The sequence below is a fragment of the Bacteroides sp. genome, assembly GCF_052357945.1.
In the GTDB taxonomy this organism is placed as follows: Bacteria; Bacteroidota; Bacteroidia; order Bacteroidales; family Bacteroidaceae; genus Bacteroides.
Window position 1 is genome coordinate 15,734 of sequence record NZ_DAWCXD010000031.1, and the last position, 18,998, is coordinate 34,731.

10 protein-coding genes are annotated in these 18,998 nt (G+C 40.8%); 7 read left to right on the forward strand and 3 right to left on the reverse strand.

Translation table 11 applies throughout. From position 1 onward, the window contains the following. Window positions 1–25 precede the first annotated feature (25 nt). From ACT8YW_RS08580 to ACT8YW_RS08595, 4 genes are read left to right on the forward strand one after another with little or no spacing between them, the layout of a single operon-like run. Window positions 26–1,771: a RagB/SusD family nutrient uptake outer membrane protein gene (locus ACT8YW_RS08580; protein WP_444104632.1), complete on the forward strand. Its 1,746-nt coding sequence runs from the start codon at window positions 26–28 to the stop codon at window positions 1,769–1,771. Between the two features lie 29 nt (window positions 1,772–1,800). Further along, window positions 1,801–2,694: an endonuclease/exonuclease/phosphatase family protein gene (locus ACT8YW_RS08585; protein WP_444104633.1), complete on the forward strand. Its 894-nt coding sequence runs from the start codon at window positions 1,801–1,803 to the stop codon at window positions 2,692–2,694. A 17-nt stretch (window positions 2,695–2,711) separates the two neighbouring features. Then, on the forward strand, window positions 2,712–4,874 hold the full coding sequence (locus tag ACT8YW_RS08590; RefSeq protein ID WP_444104634.1) for a hypothetical protein: 2,163 nt from the start codon (window positions 2,712–2,714) through the stop codon (window positions 4,872–4,874). Between the two features lie 11 nt (window positions 4,875–4,885). Beyond that, window positions 4,886–5,776: an endonuclease/exonuclease/phosphatase family protein gene (locus ACT8YW_RS08595; RefSeq protein WP_444104635.1), complete on the forward strand. Its 891-nt coding sequence runs from the start codon at window positions 4,886–4,888 to the stop codon at window positions 5,774–5,776. 438 nt (window positions 5,777–6,214) lie between these two features. On the opposite strand, the gene ACT8YW_RS08600 is transcribed toward ACT8YW_RS08595, so the two are convergent. Together ACT8YW_RS08600 and ACT8YW_RS08605 are read right to left on the reverse strand one after the other, a co-directional pair. Beyond that, window positions 6,215–6,745 carry a GNAT family N-acetyltransferase gene (locus tag ACT8YW_RS08600; protein ID WP_004296057.1) on the reverse strand — a complete coding sequence of 177 codons (531 nt, stop codon included), beginning with the start codon at window positions 6,743–6,745 and terminating at the stop codon, window positions 6,215–6,217. A gap of 114 nt (window positions 6,746–6,859) precedes the next feature. Further along, entirely contained in the window at window positions 6,860–9,292 is a 2,433-nt protein-coding gene (locus ACT8YW_RS08605) for a sensor histidine kinase (protein ID WP_444104636.1), read from the reverse strand. Window positions 9,293–9,512: 220 nt separating this feature from the next. Here ACT8YW_RS08605 and ACT8YW_RS08610 point away from each other — a divergent pair, with 220 nt between their 5' ends. From ACT8YW_RS08610 to ACT8YW_RS08620, 3 genes are all read left to right on the forward strand, one after another. After that, the gene (locus ACT8YW_RS08610) at window positions 9,513–12,212 is read left to right on the forward strand and encodes an alpha-d-galacturonidase (RefSeq protein WP_444104637.1); all 2,700 of its coding nucleotides are present in this window, start codon (window positions 9,513–9,515) and stop codon (window positions 12,210–12,212) included. Between the two features lie 44 nt (window positions 12,213–12,256). Beyond that, window positions 12,257–16,456: a beta-d-glucuronidase/beta-L-arabinofuranosidase gene (locus ACT8YW_RS08615; RefSeq protein WP_444104638.1), complete on the forward strand. Its 4,200-nt coding sequence runs from the start codon at window positions 12,257–12,259 to the stop codon at window positions 16,454–16,456. A gap of 200 nt (window positions 16,457–16,656) precedes the next feature. Then, complete coding sequence (locus ACT8YW_RS08620; RefSeq protein WP_128859607.1) at window positions 16,657–17,502, forward strand: AraC family transcriptional regulator; 846 nt, start codon at window positions 16,657–16,659, stop codon at window positions 17,500–17,502. On the opposite strand, the gene ACT8YW_RS08625 is transcribed toward ACT8YW_RS08620, so the two are convergent. Continuing rightward, entirely contained in the window at window positions 17,499–18,998 is a 1,500-nt protein-coding gene (locus ACT8YW_RS08625; protein ID WP_256145621.1) for a sensor histidine kinase, read from the reverse strand. The two genes, ACT8YW_RS08620 and ACT8YW_RS08625, sit on opposite strands and share 4 nt — an antisense overlap.

Consider the following 18,998-nt stretch of genomic DNA (forward strand, 5'->3'; position numbering starts at 1 on the left):
AATAACGAATATAAAGGAATATAGTATGAAAATAATGAAATATACATTGTGGGCGACTGTTGGTCTGTCGTTGTTATTTGCTTCTTGTGAAAGCATATTGGATATAAATCCGAAAGATCGCTTGACGACTAAGGATTATTTTACGAATGAAGAGCAATTACAATTATACAGTAATCAATTCTATTCGAATAACTTCCCGGGTGATGGCGATATTTACAAGGATAATGCTGATGTGTTGATCGTATCACCTTTGGACGATGAAGTGAGCGGACAACGTGTCATTCCGGAAACGGGTGGAGGATGGAGTTGGAGTGCACTGCGATCAATTAATTTTTTATTGGATAATCTGGGAAACTGTAAAGACCAGAAAGTGCGCGACAAATATGAAGCCCTGGCACGCTTCTTCCGTGCTTATTTCTATTTCGAAAAGGTGAAACGTTTTGGAGATGTACCTTGGTACGATAAAGTACTCGGCTCGGATGATGCTGATTTATACAAAGCCAGGGATTCACGCGAATTTGTGATGGGAAAGATAATGGAAGATCTTAATTTTGCCATAGAGGTTTTTAAAGAAACCAACCGTACAAAAGAACTTTATCGTGTAACCTGGTGGACTGCCCAGGCATTGAAGTCACGTGTAGGATTATTTGAAGGTACTTATCGTAAATACCATGGATTGGGTGATTATGAGAAATACTTGAATGACTGTGTAAGTGCCTCTAATGAAATCATGACTGCTTCCGGAGGATATTCATTGTATCAATCCGGTTCACAGTCCTATCGTAATCTCTTTAAATCAGAGAATGCGATTGATGCGGAAATCATATTGGCAAGAGATTATAATAATGATTTGAGTCTGGTTCATAAAGTACAGGCATTTGAGAATTCTCCGACATTAGGCCGTCCCGGACTTTCGAAAAAACTGGTCAATTATTATTTAATGAAGAATGGCAACCGTTTCACCGACCAACCCAATTATGCAACAATGGAGTTCAAGGATGAAATAGTCAATCGTGATCCGCGTTTAGCGCAAACAATCCGTACTTCAAATATAAATATGAATGTCACGATGACCGGATACCACCTGCTGAAATATGCAAATGATAATATGAACTATACAGGTGATTCAAGCAATGACCTTCCTCTATTCAGATTGGCAGAAGTTTATTTGAACTATGCCGAAGCAAAGGCAGAATTAGGCACACTGACGCAAACTGATATCGACAATACGGTAAACAAATTACGGACGCGTGCAGGAGTTACGGGAAAACTGAATATGAACGCAGCAAACCTTGCTCCGGACCCTTATATGTGTGCTCCGGAAACCGGTTATGTGAATGTCACAGGAGATAACAAAGGGGTGATTCTGGAAATCCGCCGGGAACGTGCGATAGAGCTAGTCATGGAAGGCTTCCGTTATTATGATTTGATGCGCTGGAAAGAGGGGCAATGTATGGCCCAATCTTTTAAAGGATTTTATCTTCCTGCTACAGCTATCAATAAAGCGTATGATATTGATGGAGACGGAACAAATGATGTCTGTTTCTACACCACATCTTCGCAACCCAATGTTGGAAGTGTGACGTATGTAAAATTGGCTTCCGATGGAAGCGGCACCTCATTGTCAGAAGGTAATTATGGCAATTTGTTGTGCTATAGCTGGATCGACCGTACCTGGAATGAGAACCGTGATTATCTATATCCGGTACCAAGGCAGGAAATAACACTATCTGACGGTGTCGTAACCCAAAATCCGGGATGGAATGAATAACAAGTATAAAAGATATAAATAATAGATTTATGAAAAAGATAGTAATATATACATTGATTTCCTTCATATTCTCTGTTTTTGCCAGCAGTTGTGAAGATAATAAAGACAATTCATTGTACTATCCTGATTTCACGTGGGATACAGGAGATGGAGAGGAAGACGAAGACCCCGTGACTGAAACGTCCATGCGTGTAGCAACTTATAACTTACAAGTGGAGACTGGTACAGGATGGACTAACCGACGGGAACGTGTGGCACAATTAATCAAAGACTACGATTTTGAGATTTGTGGATTCGAAGAAGCCAGTTGGGAACAACGTTCCTACTTAGGAACTCAACTTGCGAGTGATTATCAGATTCTCGCTTATGGTCGTGACACTGGAAATGACGATAACAAGGCAGGAGAGATGAGTGGCATTTTATATAAGAAGAGCCGCTACACATTACTGGATGCCGGACGTTTCTGGTTTTCCGAAACTCCGGACATTCCTTCCAACGGATGGGATGAAACAAATTTCAAACGTTTCTGTGTATGGGGAAAATTCAAGGATAGCAAGACTCAAAAAGAATTTTATCTTTTTGAAACTCACATGCCTTTGGCTGATAATGCCAGAAAACAGGCATGTCAAATGCTGGTGGATGCAGTTTCCGATAAAGCAAAAGACAATACTCCCGCATTTTGTACCGGCGACTTTAATGCGACTCCTGATGCTCCCGAAATAGCTACTACGATTTGCCAAAGTGGTATATTAAAAGATGCGTATCGGGAAGCGGTCGTTCAACACGGAGCTCTCTTTACATTTCCTTCTAAAAAGACCAGAATTGATTTTATTTTTGTGAAACATGCTACGGTGCTTTCTACCCGCACTATTGTCAGTTCTTTATCCGATCATTATCCTATGGTGATTGTAGTAGAAATCTAAAATAAAAAATGAAGATTATGAAAAACAAATTTTATCATATAAGTACATACTCGGTAATGAGATATTGGACCATTTTATGGATGGCTGTTTTAGCTTTCTCATGCTCTGATTTTAATCCGATGGATTCCTATAGCCGTATTCCGCCGGATAGAAACACAGACATAGATGACGGAGACGAGGGTGACGGAGCAGGCGGGCTTTTTGAAAAAGGTTATGGAACAATGAACAAACCCTATCTCGTTATGGATGTGATACAGATTCAGAATATGAGTGAAGCCTTGGTGAAAGGAAAGATGATTTATTTCCAGTTAGGGGCTGATATTGATATGAAGTCTGTATCTAATTGGGAACCATTGAACTCAAACGGTGACTATTATATCTATTTTGATGGAAATAACCATATTATAAAGAATTTCACCTGTACAGACAAAGCGTATGCCAGTTTTTTCGGTATTTTGGCCGGGACTTGTAAAAATGTCGGTTTCTATAATGCCCATGTAGAAGCAGCTACTAATAGTGGGGCAGGGGTTATCGGCGGTTATATCGGAGTGAAAGCTCCGAACGCTGTAGAGAAGACAGGGCAGGTGGAAAACTGTTACGTCTCCGGAAAAGTGAAAGGAAAGTATGCTGGTGGAATAGCTTCCCGTATGGGTAGACCGTATGGAGGACAGATTTGTTATATCAAAAACTGTTATTCCACAGCAGAGGTTATATCTACAGGAGATGAATGTGGAGGTATTGTAGGTTCTATGTATGAAAACAGCGAGGTGTCATATTGCTATTCTACAGGTGTATTAATTGGAGCCAATTCAGTGGGAGGTATTGCTGCACTTCCTTCCGAAGGAGCTAAAATTACGTCCTGTGTTGCTTGGAACTGGAAAATAACAGGTCCTGCTGCCAGATCTGGACGTATCAGTGGAGTTTTGTCTCAAGGTGAAAATGGACATCAGGCGGATCCCGTCGCATCTGAATGTTATGCATGGGAGGATATGATTTGTACAGGATTTACTCCAGAGGATAATGCAGGTTCCGTTTCGACAGGAAAATATGATGGAGTGAGTGAAAGTGCTCTGACTTTGCAGAATAGCATTGCTAATTGGGGGAACCCATGGCATAATGTTGGGAATATAGATATGGGATTCCCTATTTTAGAGTGGCAATTGGATAGAGAAGATTATGCTAGTTATGGAGGACATGACAACGAACCGGAAGGAGATTTTGCCAATGGAGACGGAACTCAAAATAATCCTTATGTGATTGCTAATGCTATCCATATTCAGAATATGAGCAAAGCCCTCATTGAAAAACAAACGACTTATTTTGTCTTGAGTGCGGATATTGATATGCAGGAGATCAAGTGGGCGCCTCTAAATGATGCTAATGGTTACCATAAATGGATTGATTTTGATGGACGCAATCATGTAATTAAAAACCTTACTTGTGAGTCAGGCACATATAGAAGCTTCTTCGGGGTATTGTGTGGAGAATGTAGAAATGTGGGATTTGTGGATGCAAATATCTCATCTCCGAATACTGGTATTGGCATCATAGCCGGTTATGTAGGATTGGCTGCCGGTGCAGAGAATTATACTGGAAAGATAACAAACTGCTATACTACCGGAGTACTGAAGGGGTCGGGAGCAGCAGGTGGAATTGGCGGTGTACTTGGTGGTTCGGGATATATCAAAAATTGCTACTCCAGTGCTACTGTTATTGATCAAATTGCTAACAATACAGGTAAAGCCGGTGGAATCATCGGAAGGGTGAATGGCAATGCCAGTGGAAGCAGTATTGAAAACTGTTATACTAGTGGTGATATCAATGCCATAGGTGGAGGAAATGCCGGAGGTATAGTCGGCAAAGTGGATGGCGGTAAACTAGTCATAAAAAATTGTATTGCTTGGAATAGTATGTTGGTTAGTACCAATAAAGCAAAGGTGGGACGTATAGTCGGAGGTACTGCCAATGCTACTTATGAAAACTGCTATGCTTATGACGGTATGATTTTGAAAGCAGGAGAGGCTACATTTACCGTTTCAGATGAGACATCACCGTCCGGTAGTAGTTTCCAGGGAGTAGCTAAATCTGCTAACGAGCTGAAAAACACTGTCATAAACTGGGATTCTTCTCTTTGGAAAGAAGGAGGCAACGGCTACCCGATATTTAAATGGAGTAAATAAATTGATATTTAATGATTTGTAATATGAAGTGTTCTATAAATAAGAAATATTATTTTCTACTTTTGATTTTACTTTTTGCCGGAGGTCTTCCGGCAAAATCTTCCAACTTAGACAAAACGAAACCGGAAGATATTATTCGCCTTGCATCTTATAACATTCGTACCAAAGGAGACAAGGGGGATAGGGCTTGGGAAGTCCGTCTGAACGCGTTGGTAGATGTTGTGCGACGGAATAAGTTTGATATGTTTGCCATACAGGAAGGGCGTACCTCTCAATTAAAGGATATGATGATTCTGAACGAATATTCTTATATCGGTCGTGATCGTGACGGGGATAATAAAGGAGAACATTGTGCCATTTACTATAAAAAAGATCGCTTTAAGGTGTTGAAACATGGTGATTTCTGGTATTCGGAAACTCCGGATATACCTTCTTATGGTTGGGGAGCACGTTGTCGCCGGATTTGCACTTGGGGATATTTTAAAGACCTCCGGACTGGGAAGAAATTCTATGTGTTTAATTCGCATACGGATCATGAAGCAACAGAAGCAAGACGACAATCTTCGTTCATGTTGTTGGAACAGGTAAGGAAAATCGCTAAAGGTAAACCGACCTTTTGCACCGGTGATTTTAATGCCACTCCGGACGAAGAACCGATACAACTTCTACTGAAAGATAGTTTATTACTGGATTCATATAAATGTACTCTGACGCCTCCTAAAGGACCGTCCGGTAGTTTTTATGCCTATGACAAAACTGGAAAAACAGCTAAGCGCATAGATTTTATTTTTGTGACTCCAAAAATAAGAATACTTTCTTATCACACCATTGATGATGATATAAAGTATAATAAGTACTCTTCAGATCATTTTCCTGTAATGGTGGAAACACTACTGAAATGAGAAAAGGAATAAACTTTGAATAGTTATAAAAAATCAAGTTGTAAAGGTCGTTCATTACTATAAGTGTATAGATATATTTGTATATATCGCATTGATGTTGTTTCGGCCTTTACGCTGTTTTCTTTTTCTCATACAAGATGCTAATAAACTCATAGAACGTTTATAATAAAAAGTAAAATAGTTTATTATAAACGTCTCTTGTATTTATTATAAACGATATTCACAGGAATTCGTCAAATGACATCAAATATATTAAACAAAACGGGATGAAATCTGCATAGATTTCACCCCGTTTCTATTCTTTCAGAAACATAAATACGTTTCTGAAAAATCTCTTTATGTCTTTATTTTTGTTTTATTTTTGTATATATCATATCTGTTGTCAGCTAATTGGTTATTGCAAATATAGCTAATAAAAAGGGCAAAGTCAATAGCTTTTTAAAATTTGATGTGATACAACACATGTCTGCACAACGGATGTTCACCAGGGACAAGCGGATGATCGAATTCCCTCACTCGTTCCATTCCTATTTTCTGCATTACACGTTCTGACCGTTGGTTGAGAAGGGAAGTAAAAGAAAAGAGTTCTTTTATATCCGTTTTATTGCGCGTATACTCCAAGCATGCATTTGCAGCTTCAGGAGCATAACCCTGTCCCCAATATTCGTGTGCTAACCGCCAGCCTATTTCTATGCCCGGAGCAAAGTCAACATCAAATGTAATCTGATGTAGTCCGGTATAGCCCATAAAAGCATGATCTTCTTTTCGTTCTACGGCATACAAACCGAAGCCACAGGTTTGGAACTCATTTTGAATACGCTGATAAAAGGCAAATGATTCTTCCGATGACAATGAATTAAGAAAAAACTCCATCACATTCGGATCGGCATTCATACGGGCAAAAAACGGGATGTCTTCTTCTTTCCAGTCGCGGAGAATCAGACGGGGTGTTTCTATATACTTTTGCATAACTATGATAATAATAAAATGCAAAGGTACAATTCTTTTTCCTTATTGGAAGTTATTCGTTATTATAAGTACTAACCATCATTCATTGAATACCCCCTTTCACATATAGTCAATCTAGTCAGCAGCGTGGTACGGATGTGTAAACCAGAAGCAGGAACCTACTCCTTCGGTCGAATCCACGCCAATTTCTCCTCCCATTTGGGAAACAATGCTCTTACAGATAGAAAGTCCCAGTCCTGTCCCCTGAACAAAAGTATTCAGCTTCACAAAACGTTCAAATACGCTCTTTTGCTTTTCTTCCGGTATTCCCATTCCGGTGTCGCGCACATAGAATTTTATTTTCTGATGGGATACTTGTTCATATCCCAAAGTGATACTGCCTTGCTGGGTGAACTTTAAGGCGTTATTTATAAAGTTACTGATTACTTGGGTGAATCTGTTTTTATCCGTATAGATATAACATTCCGGAAATGGTTCCTCCAGAATCAGTTCAACACCTTTACCTACTTTCATTCCCATTGATTTGATAATTTCAGAACAAGTCTCGTTTACATCCACGTTGGTATATACAAAATTGAATGTTCCCGCTTCGATTTTCGAAAGATCGAGAATGTCCGATATCAGTTGTAAGAGAAGTTCGTTATTCTCTTGCACAATCTTAATGTATTCCTGCCGTTCGCTTCTGCTATCCGTTTCTGCCAGAAGACTGGAAAAGCCGACAATAGCATTGAGAGGAGTACGGATCTCATGACTCATGTTAGCCAGAAAAGCCGACTTCAGACGATCCAATTCTTCCGCTTTATCACGGGCAATAATCAATTTCTGTTCAGTCTCTTTCAAAGGTGTGATGTCATAATTGATACACAACATCTCAATAATACCGTCCTGTGGGCGATAATCTCTGACCATAACGTTAATGCTGGTCCATGTATATTTACCATTCTCCCTGCATACACGAACTTCTTTACGCAAACTGGTTGCCTTTCCTGCTTTCACTTCGCCTACAAAGTTTTTCAGAACAGCCTGATCTTCAGGAACGACATGTGCATATACTCCGATAACCTGTGGCATGGGAATACCTTCTTTCTCTCCCAAATTCCTGTACCATGTATCTTGGGCATACCCGTCTCTTGTCAATACATTGAAATGAGCAAATCCTACCTTGGCATAATCACCGATTAGAAGAAACAGATTCTCAAACTCCTGTATCTTGGTGTATGCATTGGTCGTTTCCGTCGTATCGATATTGATAAACAGATAGTTGATAAATCGATTTTGAGAATCATAGAGAGCGGTAACTTTAGTGGTAAGATTAATAATCCCATTTCTCCGGCTATCTACATATTGATTTATTTTTGAGAAGTCATAATTGATGGAGAAGTTTACATCTTCTTTCGCTCTCAATCTCTCTTTAACCTCTAAAGGAATATTGGGATTGTCGAACAGATTAACTCCCAATGCCTCATGCTTGTCAGACAAGCCGAATATTTCAAGTTCTTTATCATTAATATCTATTAGATAACCGTCTTTGTCGTAAAGTTCGACCCCTGCCGGAAGATTTTCATAGATGTTTCTCAATATCTTTTCGCTGTTGTCCAAAGCAAGACGATCTTCTTTGGCCTGTAACTCCGACTTTCGTAGTTCGATGCAAATACTGATAATATTAGCAAGAGAGGAGAAGCATTGATAATCCACATTGCTCCAGCTACGTTGCGTTCTTACCATATCAATTCCCATATAGCCCCATACCTCTTCTTTAGAGATTAGTGGAACTACCATCAGTGACTTGATATCCTGCATCTCCAACGTCTGACGATATTCCGCAGCTTCTTCGGGCATATCGTCCAGCGTGTTCAGTATGATAGCCCTTCTTTCAGCTATCTGATGATTCCACCAGGTAGAAGGGTCCCAGGGAATATTGCTCAAGAACTCCTGTTCCTTGGATATTCCTTCGGCGGTAACCTCATAAGTGCAATCCTGGCGTTGTTCTTTTCTGTTTATTTCGAAGATATAGATACGATCGCCCAAAAATTGGTGAAGGAGATCTCCTAACGTCTTGTTAACCACTTGAGTGACATCATCACATTGCAGAAAAGCAAGCAATGAATATGAAATATTAGTTTGTTGGTAAAGCAAATTGCTCACTTGAAAGAAATCAATGTTTCCATTCGTAGTATCGATCGGTCTGTCAATATATTGCAGAAAGCCTGTCATGTTCCTATATCCCTCTTTATCGGGCTTTTGGAAATTAATCTTAGAGTACACCCATATTTCCCCGTCTTTTGCCCGGATTGGGAACATTTGTTCGTATGTCTCCAGATAAGAAAGAGACATATATTCATTTTTAAGACGCAGTCGGTGGTCTTCACGTATTCTTTGGTGGAATTCGGTGAAACTGATGCGGTTACTTTCAAGGCCGAGTAAGTCAACAATAAAGTCAGAGCAGATATATTCTTTATTCTTCAAATCTGACTCCCACCATCCCATTTTGGCCATTTGTGCTATCTGAACGTATTTTTCATAGTCATAATTTGTTTGTTCTTTCATATTGTTTGCTCTTGTTTTCTGTTTTTATATTATAAGACACTAGCCGGCAAAGATAAGCATAACTTTTAAATAATGAGGCATTTGCATATCACAGCAGAATGAAAGTGGAAATTTGGTGCTGAAAAGTGGAAAAAGAGACGAATGAGTACAAACAGGGGATTATTTCGTCTTTCTCTTAGTGAAGAAATGAATTATATAATCTATAATATATATCAGAAGAATGAAAAATACCAGATTATTCATGTTTGCGGCATGCACACTTTTTTTGGCAGCGTGTGGCAGGCAAACCGTGAAGATTATGACTCCGCCGGATGCGTCAAATCGTGTTCTGTTTGGTGCGGAGCAGTTACAGACTACCTTGGATAAAGCCGGTTATCAGGTAATGATGCAACAGGGAGACACGACATTCTCCGATCCCGAAATCAAAACGATTCTCTTGACGGAAGTAAATGACACGACGCTCAAGAAAGAAGGTTTTCATATTTCGACGACGGGCAATCTGACCAGAGTGTCCGGCAGGGATGGGAGTGGTGTCATTTACGGATGCCGTGAACTGATTGACCGTGTGAATGATTCGGATGGTAAGTTGAACTTCCCGGAGGAACTGAAAGACGGTCCTGAAATGGTATTGCGTGGTGCATGTGTAGGATTACAGAAGATGACCTACCTGCCGGGACATGGTGTGTACGAATATCCGTATACGCCGGAAAGTTTCCCTTGGTTTTATGATAAGGAACAGTGGATTAAATACTTGGATATGCTGGTTGCCAACCGCATGAATTCGCTGTACCTTTGGAATGGCCATCCGTTTGCGTCATTGGTGAAACTGGAAGATTATCCGTTTGCACTGGAAGTAGATGAAGAAACCTTCAAAATGAACGAAGAAATGTTCTCTTTCCTCACGGAAGAAGCGGACAAACGCGGTATCTTTGTCATACAGATGTTTTATAATATCATTCTTTCCAAACCTTTTGCTGAACATTACGGACTGAAAACACAGGATCGTAACCGCCCCATTACTCCTCTGATTGCCGATTATACACGCAAGAGCATTGCCGCTTTCATTGAAAAATATCCCAATGTAGGATTACTTGTTTGTCTGGGTGAAGCGATGTGTACAGTGGAGGACGATGTGGAATGGTTTACTAAAACAATTATTCCCGGAGTGAAAGACGGATTACAGGCATTGGGACGTACGGATGAACCGCCTCTTTTGTTGCGTGCGCACGACACGGACTGCAAACTGGTGATGGACGCTGCCTTGCCGCTCTATAAGAATCTTTATACAATGCATAAGTATAATGGTGAATCGTTGACTACCTATGAACCTCGTGGTCCCTGGTCGAAAATTCATACGGATTTGAGTTCGTTGGGTTCCATTCATATCAGTAACGTACATATCCTGGCAAATTTGGAACCGTTCCGCTGGGGATCTCCGGATTTCGTTCAGAAGGCGGTAACTGCCATGCACAATGTACACGGTGCCAATGCGTTGCACCTTTATCCGCAGGCCTCATATTGGGACTGGCCTTATACGGCTGACAAATTACCGAACAATGAACGTGAATTCCAGTTGGATCGCGATTGGATCTGGTATCAGACCTGGGGACGCTATGCATGGAACTGCCATCGCGACCGTACAGATGAAATGGGTTACTGGAACCATCAGTTAGGCAAGTTCTATGGAACCTCTGATGAGAATGCAAGCAATATCCGCGTAGCTTATGAAGAAAGTGGAGAGATTGCTCCGAAGTTATTGCGTCGTTTCGGTATTACAGAGGGAAATCGCCAAACGTTATTGCTGGGTATGTTCATGAGTCAGCTTGTTAATCCGTACAAATATACGATCTATCCGGGATTCTACGAAAGTTGCGGACCGGAAGGAGAGAAGCTGATAGAGTATGTAGAGAAAGAATGGAAAAAGCAACCTCATGTAGGTGAAATGCCTTTGGATATTGTTGCTCAAGTAATAGAGCATGGAGATAAAGCAGTAGCGGCTATTGATAAAGCAGCAGGTTCCGTCTCTTCAAATAAGGATGAATTTGCACGTTTGCAGAATGATATGCATTGTTACCGTGAATTTGCGTATGCGTTCAATCTGAAAGTGAAAGCTGCCAAACTGGTATTGGATTATCAATGGGGAAAAGATATTAAGAACCTTGAAGAAGCTATTCCTTTGATGGAACAAAGCCTGGAACACTATCGCAAATTGGTGGAACTGACGGACGAACATTACTTATATGCCAACAGTATGCAGACTGCCCAACGTCGTATTCCTATCGGTGGAGATGATGGAAAGAATAAGACTTGGAAAGAATTGCTGGTACACTATGAGAAGGAATTGGAGAATTTCAAAGCCAACCTCGCTTTGTTGAAAGAAAAACAAAATGGAAATACAGTGACTGAAACAGTCGAGATTGCTGCCTGGACTCCTGCGAATGTGAAACTGATCTCTAATTATCCGACAGTGAAAGTAGATGAGGGTATTTCTTTATTTGTGGATGTTCCTGGTAAGATAGAAGCAGTAGCTCCGGAATTGAAAGGAATGAAGGCACTCCGTTTCAATGGAAATGAGCAAAGAGAAAAAGGCACAAGCATCACTTTCGAAACGGATGCTCCGGTGAAATTGTTAGTCGCTTATTTCAAAGACGATCAGAAAAAATATGCAAAAGCTCCGAAACTGGAAATCGATGCATCAGCTAATGATTACGGTCAAGCGGAACCAGTGTTGACGAATGCTGTCCGTATCAATGGAATGCCTTTGGCAAATGTACATGCATATAGTTTTCCGGCAGGAAAGCATACGTTGATGTTACCCAAAGGTTATCTGCAAGTGTTAGGATTCACGGCTGCGGAAACGCAAGTTCGTAATGCCGGGCTTGCCGGGGATGAAGAAACAATGGATTGGTTGTTTTATTAAATGGTAATACACTATTTAAGTATTAAACGATTAGAAAAAGTATCATGAAGAAGTTATTGCTGGCAGTTTTTAGTATAACCACCACTTTCTCTCTGTATGCGCAACGGGAAGTTCCGCAGGAACGAATGGAGCAGATTTACGAGGAAGTAAAGACACCATACAAGTACGGGCTTGCAGTTGCCCCGGCAGATAATTACCATAAGATTGATTGTCCTACCATTTTTCGCCAGGGAGACAAGTGGCTGATGACCTATGTGGTTTACAATGGTAAAGGTGGAACCGATGGTCGTGGTTACGAAACGTGGATAGCAGAAAGTGATAATCTGCTCGAATGGCGCACTTTGGGACGGGTTCTTTCTTTTCGGGATGGAAAATGGGACTGCAATCAGCGTGGCGGATTTCCTGCATTGCCGGATATGGAATGGGGGGGAAGCTATGAGCTTCAGACTTATAAAGGTCGCCATTGGATGACTTATATCGGTGGTGAAGGAACGGGCTACGAAGCAGTAAAAGCCCCGCTCTATGTCGGATTGGCATGGACGAAAAGAGATATTTCTACAGCTCATGAATGGGAATCTCTGGACAAACCGATTTTGAGCATCCATGATAAAGATGCCCAATGGTGGGAGAAACTGACTCAATATAAGAGTACCGTTTATTGGGACAAAGATAAAACATTGGGAGCTCCGTTTGTGATGTATTACAACGCGGGCGGCCGTCATCCGGAAACGGATTTAAAAGGCGAACGTGTCGGCATTGCGCTTTCTAAAGATATGAAAACATGGAAACGTTACTCCGGAAATCCAGTCTTTGCGCATGAAGCAGATGGAACCATTACAGGAGATGCGCATATCCAAAAGATGGGAAATGTGTATGTGATGTTTTATTTCTCTGCTTTTGAACCTTCGCGTAAATATAAAGCATTTAATACATTTGCTGCCAGCTATGATTTGGTGAATTGGACCGACTGGAAAGGGGCCGACCTGATTATCCCTTCCAAGAACTACGATGAACTGTTCGCTCATAAGAGCTATGTGGTGAAACATGACGGAGTGGTTTATCATTTCTATTGTGCGGTAAACAACGCAGAGCAACGTGGCATTGCCATTGCTACCAGTAAGCCGATGGGACGTTCGGCTGTCCGTTTCCCGGTTCCGGAGAGTAAGAATCGCCGGCAAATCATGACATTGAATGAGGGTTGGAAAACCTGGATTACAGAGGCAACTCACTTGAAAGGTAATTTTATGATGCCTGCAAAAACGGTGAATATTCCTCATAATTGGGACGATTATTATGGATACCGTCAGTTGACACATGGAAACCTGCATGGAACAGCTATGTATGTGAAAGATTTCACGGCAGATGTAAAATCCGGGAAACGGTATTTCCTTCGTTTTGACGGAGTGGGTACATACGCCACCATTACAGTGAACGGAAAGGACTTCGGACGCCACCCCATAGGGCGCACCACATTGACTTTGGATGTCACAGATGAATTAAAACAGGGAGTAAATCGCTTGGAAGTGAAAGCCGAGCATCCTGAAATGATCGCCGATATGCCTTGGGTATGCGGGGGATGTTCGTCGGAATGGGGATTCAGTGAAGGTTCCCAGCCGTTAGGTATCTTCCGTCCTGTGGTATTGGAAGTAACGGATGAGATTCGCATAGAACCTTTCGGTGTACATATTTGGAATGACGAAAAAGCTGCTAACGTATTTGTTGAAACAGAGATAAAAAATTATAGTAAAACAACAGAAACGGTAGAGTTAGTCAATAAACTAAGCAATGCCGATGGAAAACAAGTTTTCCGTTTGGTTGAGAAAGTTACTTTAGCTCCGGGAGAAATGAAAGTGATTCGCCAGCAGGCTCCTGTTGAGAATCCTGTCTTGTGGAATACGGAAAATCCATATCTCTATAAATTGGCCAGCATGATTAAGCGCGATACGAAAACAACGGATGAAATTTCGACACCCTTCGGTATTCGTACCATTAGCTGGCCGGTAAAACGAGACGATGGAGACGGACGTTTTTACCTGAATGGGAAGCCCGTGTTTATCAATGGAGTATGCGAGTATGAGCATCAGTTCGGACAAAGCCATGCGTTCAGTAATGAACAGGTTGCCGCAAGGGTAAAACAGATACGTGCAGCCGGTTTCAATGCGTTCCGGGATGCTCATCAGCCCCATCATCTCGATTATCAAAAATACTGGGATGAAGAGGGAATCTTGTTTTGGACACAATTTTCCGCCCACGTGTGGTATGACACTCCGGAGTTTCGTGAGAATTTTAAAAAGTTGCTTCGTCAATGGGTGAAAGAACGTCGTAATTCTCCGTCAGTGGTGATGTGGGGATTGCAGAATGAAAGCACTTTGCCTCGTGAGTTTGCAAAGGAGTGCAGTGATCTTATTCGGGAGATGGATCCGACTGCAAAGACAATGCGTGTCATAACAACCTGTAATGGTGGTGAAGGTACAGACTGGAATGTGATCCAGAATTGGAGTGGTACGTATGGAGGAGATGTGACCAAATACGGCCGTGAGCTTTCTCAAGCCAACCAATTATTAAATGGGGAATATGGAGCATGGAGAAGCATTGACCTGCATACGGAACCGGGAGATTTCCAAGTGAACGGAGTGTGGAGTGAAGACCGTATGTGTCAGCTGATGGAAACTAAAATCCGTTTGGCAGAACAGGCTAAAGATAGTGTTTGCGGACAATTCCAGTGGATATATAGCAGTCATGACAATCCCGGACGTCGCCAGCCGGATGAAGCGTATCGCAAGATAGATAAAGTAGGTCCGTTCAATTATAAAGGATTGGTTACTCCGTGGGAAGAACCGTTGGACGTATATTATATGTATCGCGCCAACTATGTTCCGGCTGCAAAAGACCCGATGGTTTACCTGATATCACATACATGGGCCAACCGTTTTGAAAAAGGACGTCGCCGTGCCACTATCGAGGCTTACAGTAATTGTGATTCTGTATTGCTATACAACGATCTGACAAATGAAAAGGCAACCTTCCTCGGACGTAAAAAGAACAACGGAACAGGCACTCATTTTATGTGGGAAAACCGGGATATTCGTTATAACGTACTTCGTGCAGTAGGATATTATAAAGGTAAACCGATAGCAGAAGACCTGATCCTATTGAATGGCTTGGAGCAAGCCCCTAACTTCGAACTTCTTTATCAGGATGATAAAAAGATTTTGAAAGGAGAAGCAGGATATAATTATCTGTATCGTCTCAACTGTGGAGGGGATAATTATACAGATAGCTTCGGACAGCTCTGGTTGCAGGACAATACGAATTATTCGCGTTCATGGGCGGAGAATTCCAAGGATCTGAATCCTTATCTTGCCAGTCAACGTACCACCAATGATCCGATTCGTGGCACCCGCGACTGGACGTTATTCCAACATTTCCGCTTCGGACGTCATCAGCTGGAATATCGTTTCCCTGTGGCAGACGGAACATATCGTATTGAACTGTATTTCACAGAGCCGTGGCATGGTACGGGCGGAAGCGCTTCTACCGACTGTGAAAGACTGCGTATATTCGATGTTGCCGTGAATGATTCTGTTGTATTAGACGACTTGGATATTTGGGCTGAAAGCGGTCACGACGGAGTTTGTAAGAAGATAGTATATGCCACAGTGAAGGGTGGAATGTTGAAAATTCATTTCCCGGAAGTGAAAGCAGGACAAGCCTTGATTTCGGGCATTGCTATTGCCAGCACAGATCAGGAATTGAAACCGACAGTATTCCCTGCGTCCGGCTGGAGTTGGGAAAAGGCGGATAAAGAAGTGATGGAAAAGACTCCGAAAGAGTTACTTCCGGAAGACAAAAATGCTCGTGTCAGTATATCATACGAAGCAGAAACAGCTGTACTGAAAGGCAAATTCCAAAAGAAAGAACATCGCAAACAGATGGGAGTGTTTTTTGGTAAAGGAAAAGGCAACAGCATTGAATGGAATGTTTCTACCGGGTTGGCGCAAGTGTACGCGCTTCGCTTTAAATATATGAACACTACCGGAAAGCCAATACCTGTATTGATGAAATTCATTGATTCAAAAGGAGTTGTATTGAAAGAGGACGTATTGAACTTCCCGGAGACACCGGATAAATGGAAGATGATGAGCACCACTACCGGAACCTTTATCAATGCCGGACATTACAAAGTATTACTTTCGGCGGAAAATATGGACGGAATTGCTTTTGACGCATTGGATATTCAATAAATCTTTCTATCAATTGATTTTAATAGAAACGGGATACGGAGAAGGTAAACTTTCCGCATCCCGTTTCTTTATATTCGGATCATTTTCTTAGAAATAGAATAAAGATGTTATTTTTTTATGATTCAATGTTCCGATTTTAATTATTTAAAAGATAGGAATTAAATAATCTCTATCTTTGAGGATAAACAAAAAGAACACTAATGGAAAGTGATATATCAAAGTATGATTTGCCGGTTGATTATATTGTAGGAGAGGGGTTCGCAAAAGATTTACTGAAGAGCTATAAGAATTTTCCATGTAAGATTGAATCCGGCTTATTTATTCTTTGTATAAAAGGCACTATGCAGGTAACGATCAATAGCAATGCCCATCATATCAGTGAAAATGATTTAATTACCTTGCCGCCTAATTGCATATTAGAGGTGCACACATTCTCATCCGATATCCAGATTTATTATGCCGGCTTTTCATCTCATTTTATAGAAAGTATAAATCTGATGAAAGCTACCCAGCACCTTCTTCCGGTAATTATGGAGAATCCGATAGTTGCTTTATCTCCACTTCAGGCATGTAGTTATAAAATGTTTTATGAATCATCTATTCTCTCATACGCTTCGTTTAGGACACGGGAAAATAAAGAGATAGTGAAAGCAGTTCTTACCATGTTCATTCAAGGAGCAACCGAAATTTATAAGTTACAGAATAATTGGTATTTATCTTCTCAATCAAGAAAGTATGAGATTTATCAGGAGTTTTTGCAATTGGCCATGAAGCATTATACAGTTCATCATGGCGCCTCTTTCTATGCCAATGAGTTGGGACTAAGTTTACCCCATTTTTGTTCAACGATTAAAAAGGCGGCAGGAAATACTCCGTTAGAGGTGATTGCTTCCATTATTTTGATGGAAGCTAAATCCCGTTTAAAATCGGCCGATGAGCCTGTGAAAAATATTGCTTTATCTTTAGGATTTAATAATATCTCGTTCTTCAATAAGTTTTTCAAGCAACACACTGGCATTACTCCTCAAGAATATAGAGGACGCTAATCATCTGTTTTTCTATCAAATGGTAATTTAACGGTAAAACAGCTACCTTTCCCAATCTCTGATTTAACGGAGATATCTCCTTGCAGGTGTTCTACAATCGTTTTGCAGATAGAAAGTCCTAAGCCGGTTCCCTGTTTAAAGGTATCTACTTTGTAGAAACGATCAAAGATTTCATTCAAACATTCTTGCGGAATTCCCGAACCGGTATCTTCTACAAATATTTGTACTGAATCCGCATCTCTGTTATCAAGCGTATACCCAAAATGAATATATCCTTTTTGGGTGAATTTCCGGGCATTATTAATGAAATTGCATATTACTTGTTTCAGGCGTGTAATATCTGTGTTGATATAAACATCTTCATCCGGTAATAATGACCTTATTTCAATTTCGGAAATAGGTTTCATTGCCTGTTCTTTCTCTATGTCTATCATTAAAGAGTTAAGGGAACAGTCGGAGAACGTAAATTTAATCGTATTTGATTCAATCTTGGACAAATCAAGTATGTCGTCAATCAATCGTACTAAATGTTCGCTATTGATGCTGATTAGTCGCACGAAATCGGCACGTTCCTCTTCACTTAACTCATCATAAGTAGAACCTATAACATCAGAAAAGCCGACTATTGCATTCAGCGGTGTACGGATTTCATGACTCATATTGGCTAAAAACGCCATTTTAAGACGATCGCTTTCTTCTGCTTTTTTACGTGCCTCGATTAAGGTGTTTTCTATGTCTTTATATTCCTGAATACTCAAGCAGATTCCCACTAACCGATAGGGATGGCCGGATATGTTTGCAATATAAGTTGACTGCCCTTCAAACCATTCCCAAGTACCATCCCCCCGGCGCAAACGGAATGGAACTGTTTTGTCAAAAGTTGTATTACCATTAAGTTGTATAACAAAGGCGTCAGCCATAGTTTTCCGGTCGTCCGGATGAATCATATCCACATATTCCTCCATTGTCAAAGTATTATTTTCTCCGGCCGGAATACCTAAATGTTCAAAATAACGATCGTCAAGAGTAAATTCACTCCGGCTTATATCATAATACCATGGATAGATTCTGGTTCTTTGCAAAGCTGTATTCAGAATATATTCTTGTGTAAGCTCTACTGTAATATTGCGGAAAAAGAATAAGATCTTGTTTAAATTAGTTCTATCCCTGATCGTTGCAAATTCTCCTCTTACGGGAAATTGTGTGTAATCAGCCTGTTCTTGCATGAAGGTATGTTCAGGTAATGAATACGTATTTTCTCCCTGACGAATCTTTTCCAGAATAGTCGAAAGTATATCTTCCTTTTTATTTAGCAGTTTAAATAAACGATTGGTAGGAAAGGGAAGCATATCATTGACCGACGGATGAACATGCAGTTCTGCAAAAGCCTGCTGATTGAGTTGTATAACTTCTCCATTTGTATCAAATATAATCACTCCGTCGGGTAAAATGTTTAATAATTCATCGTTATAGAGTGTCTGTTTGTAATCTTCCAT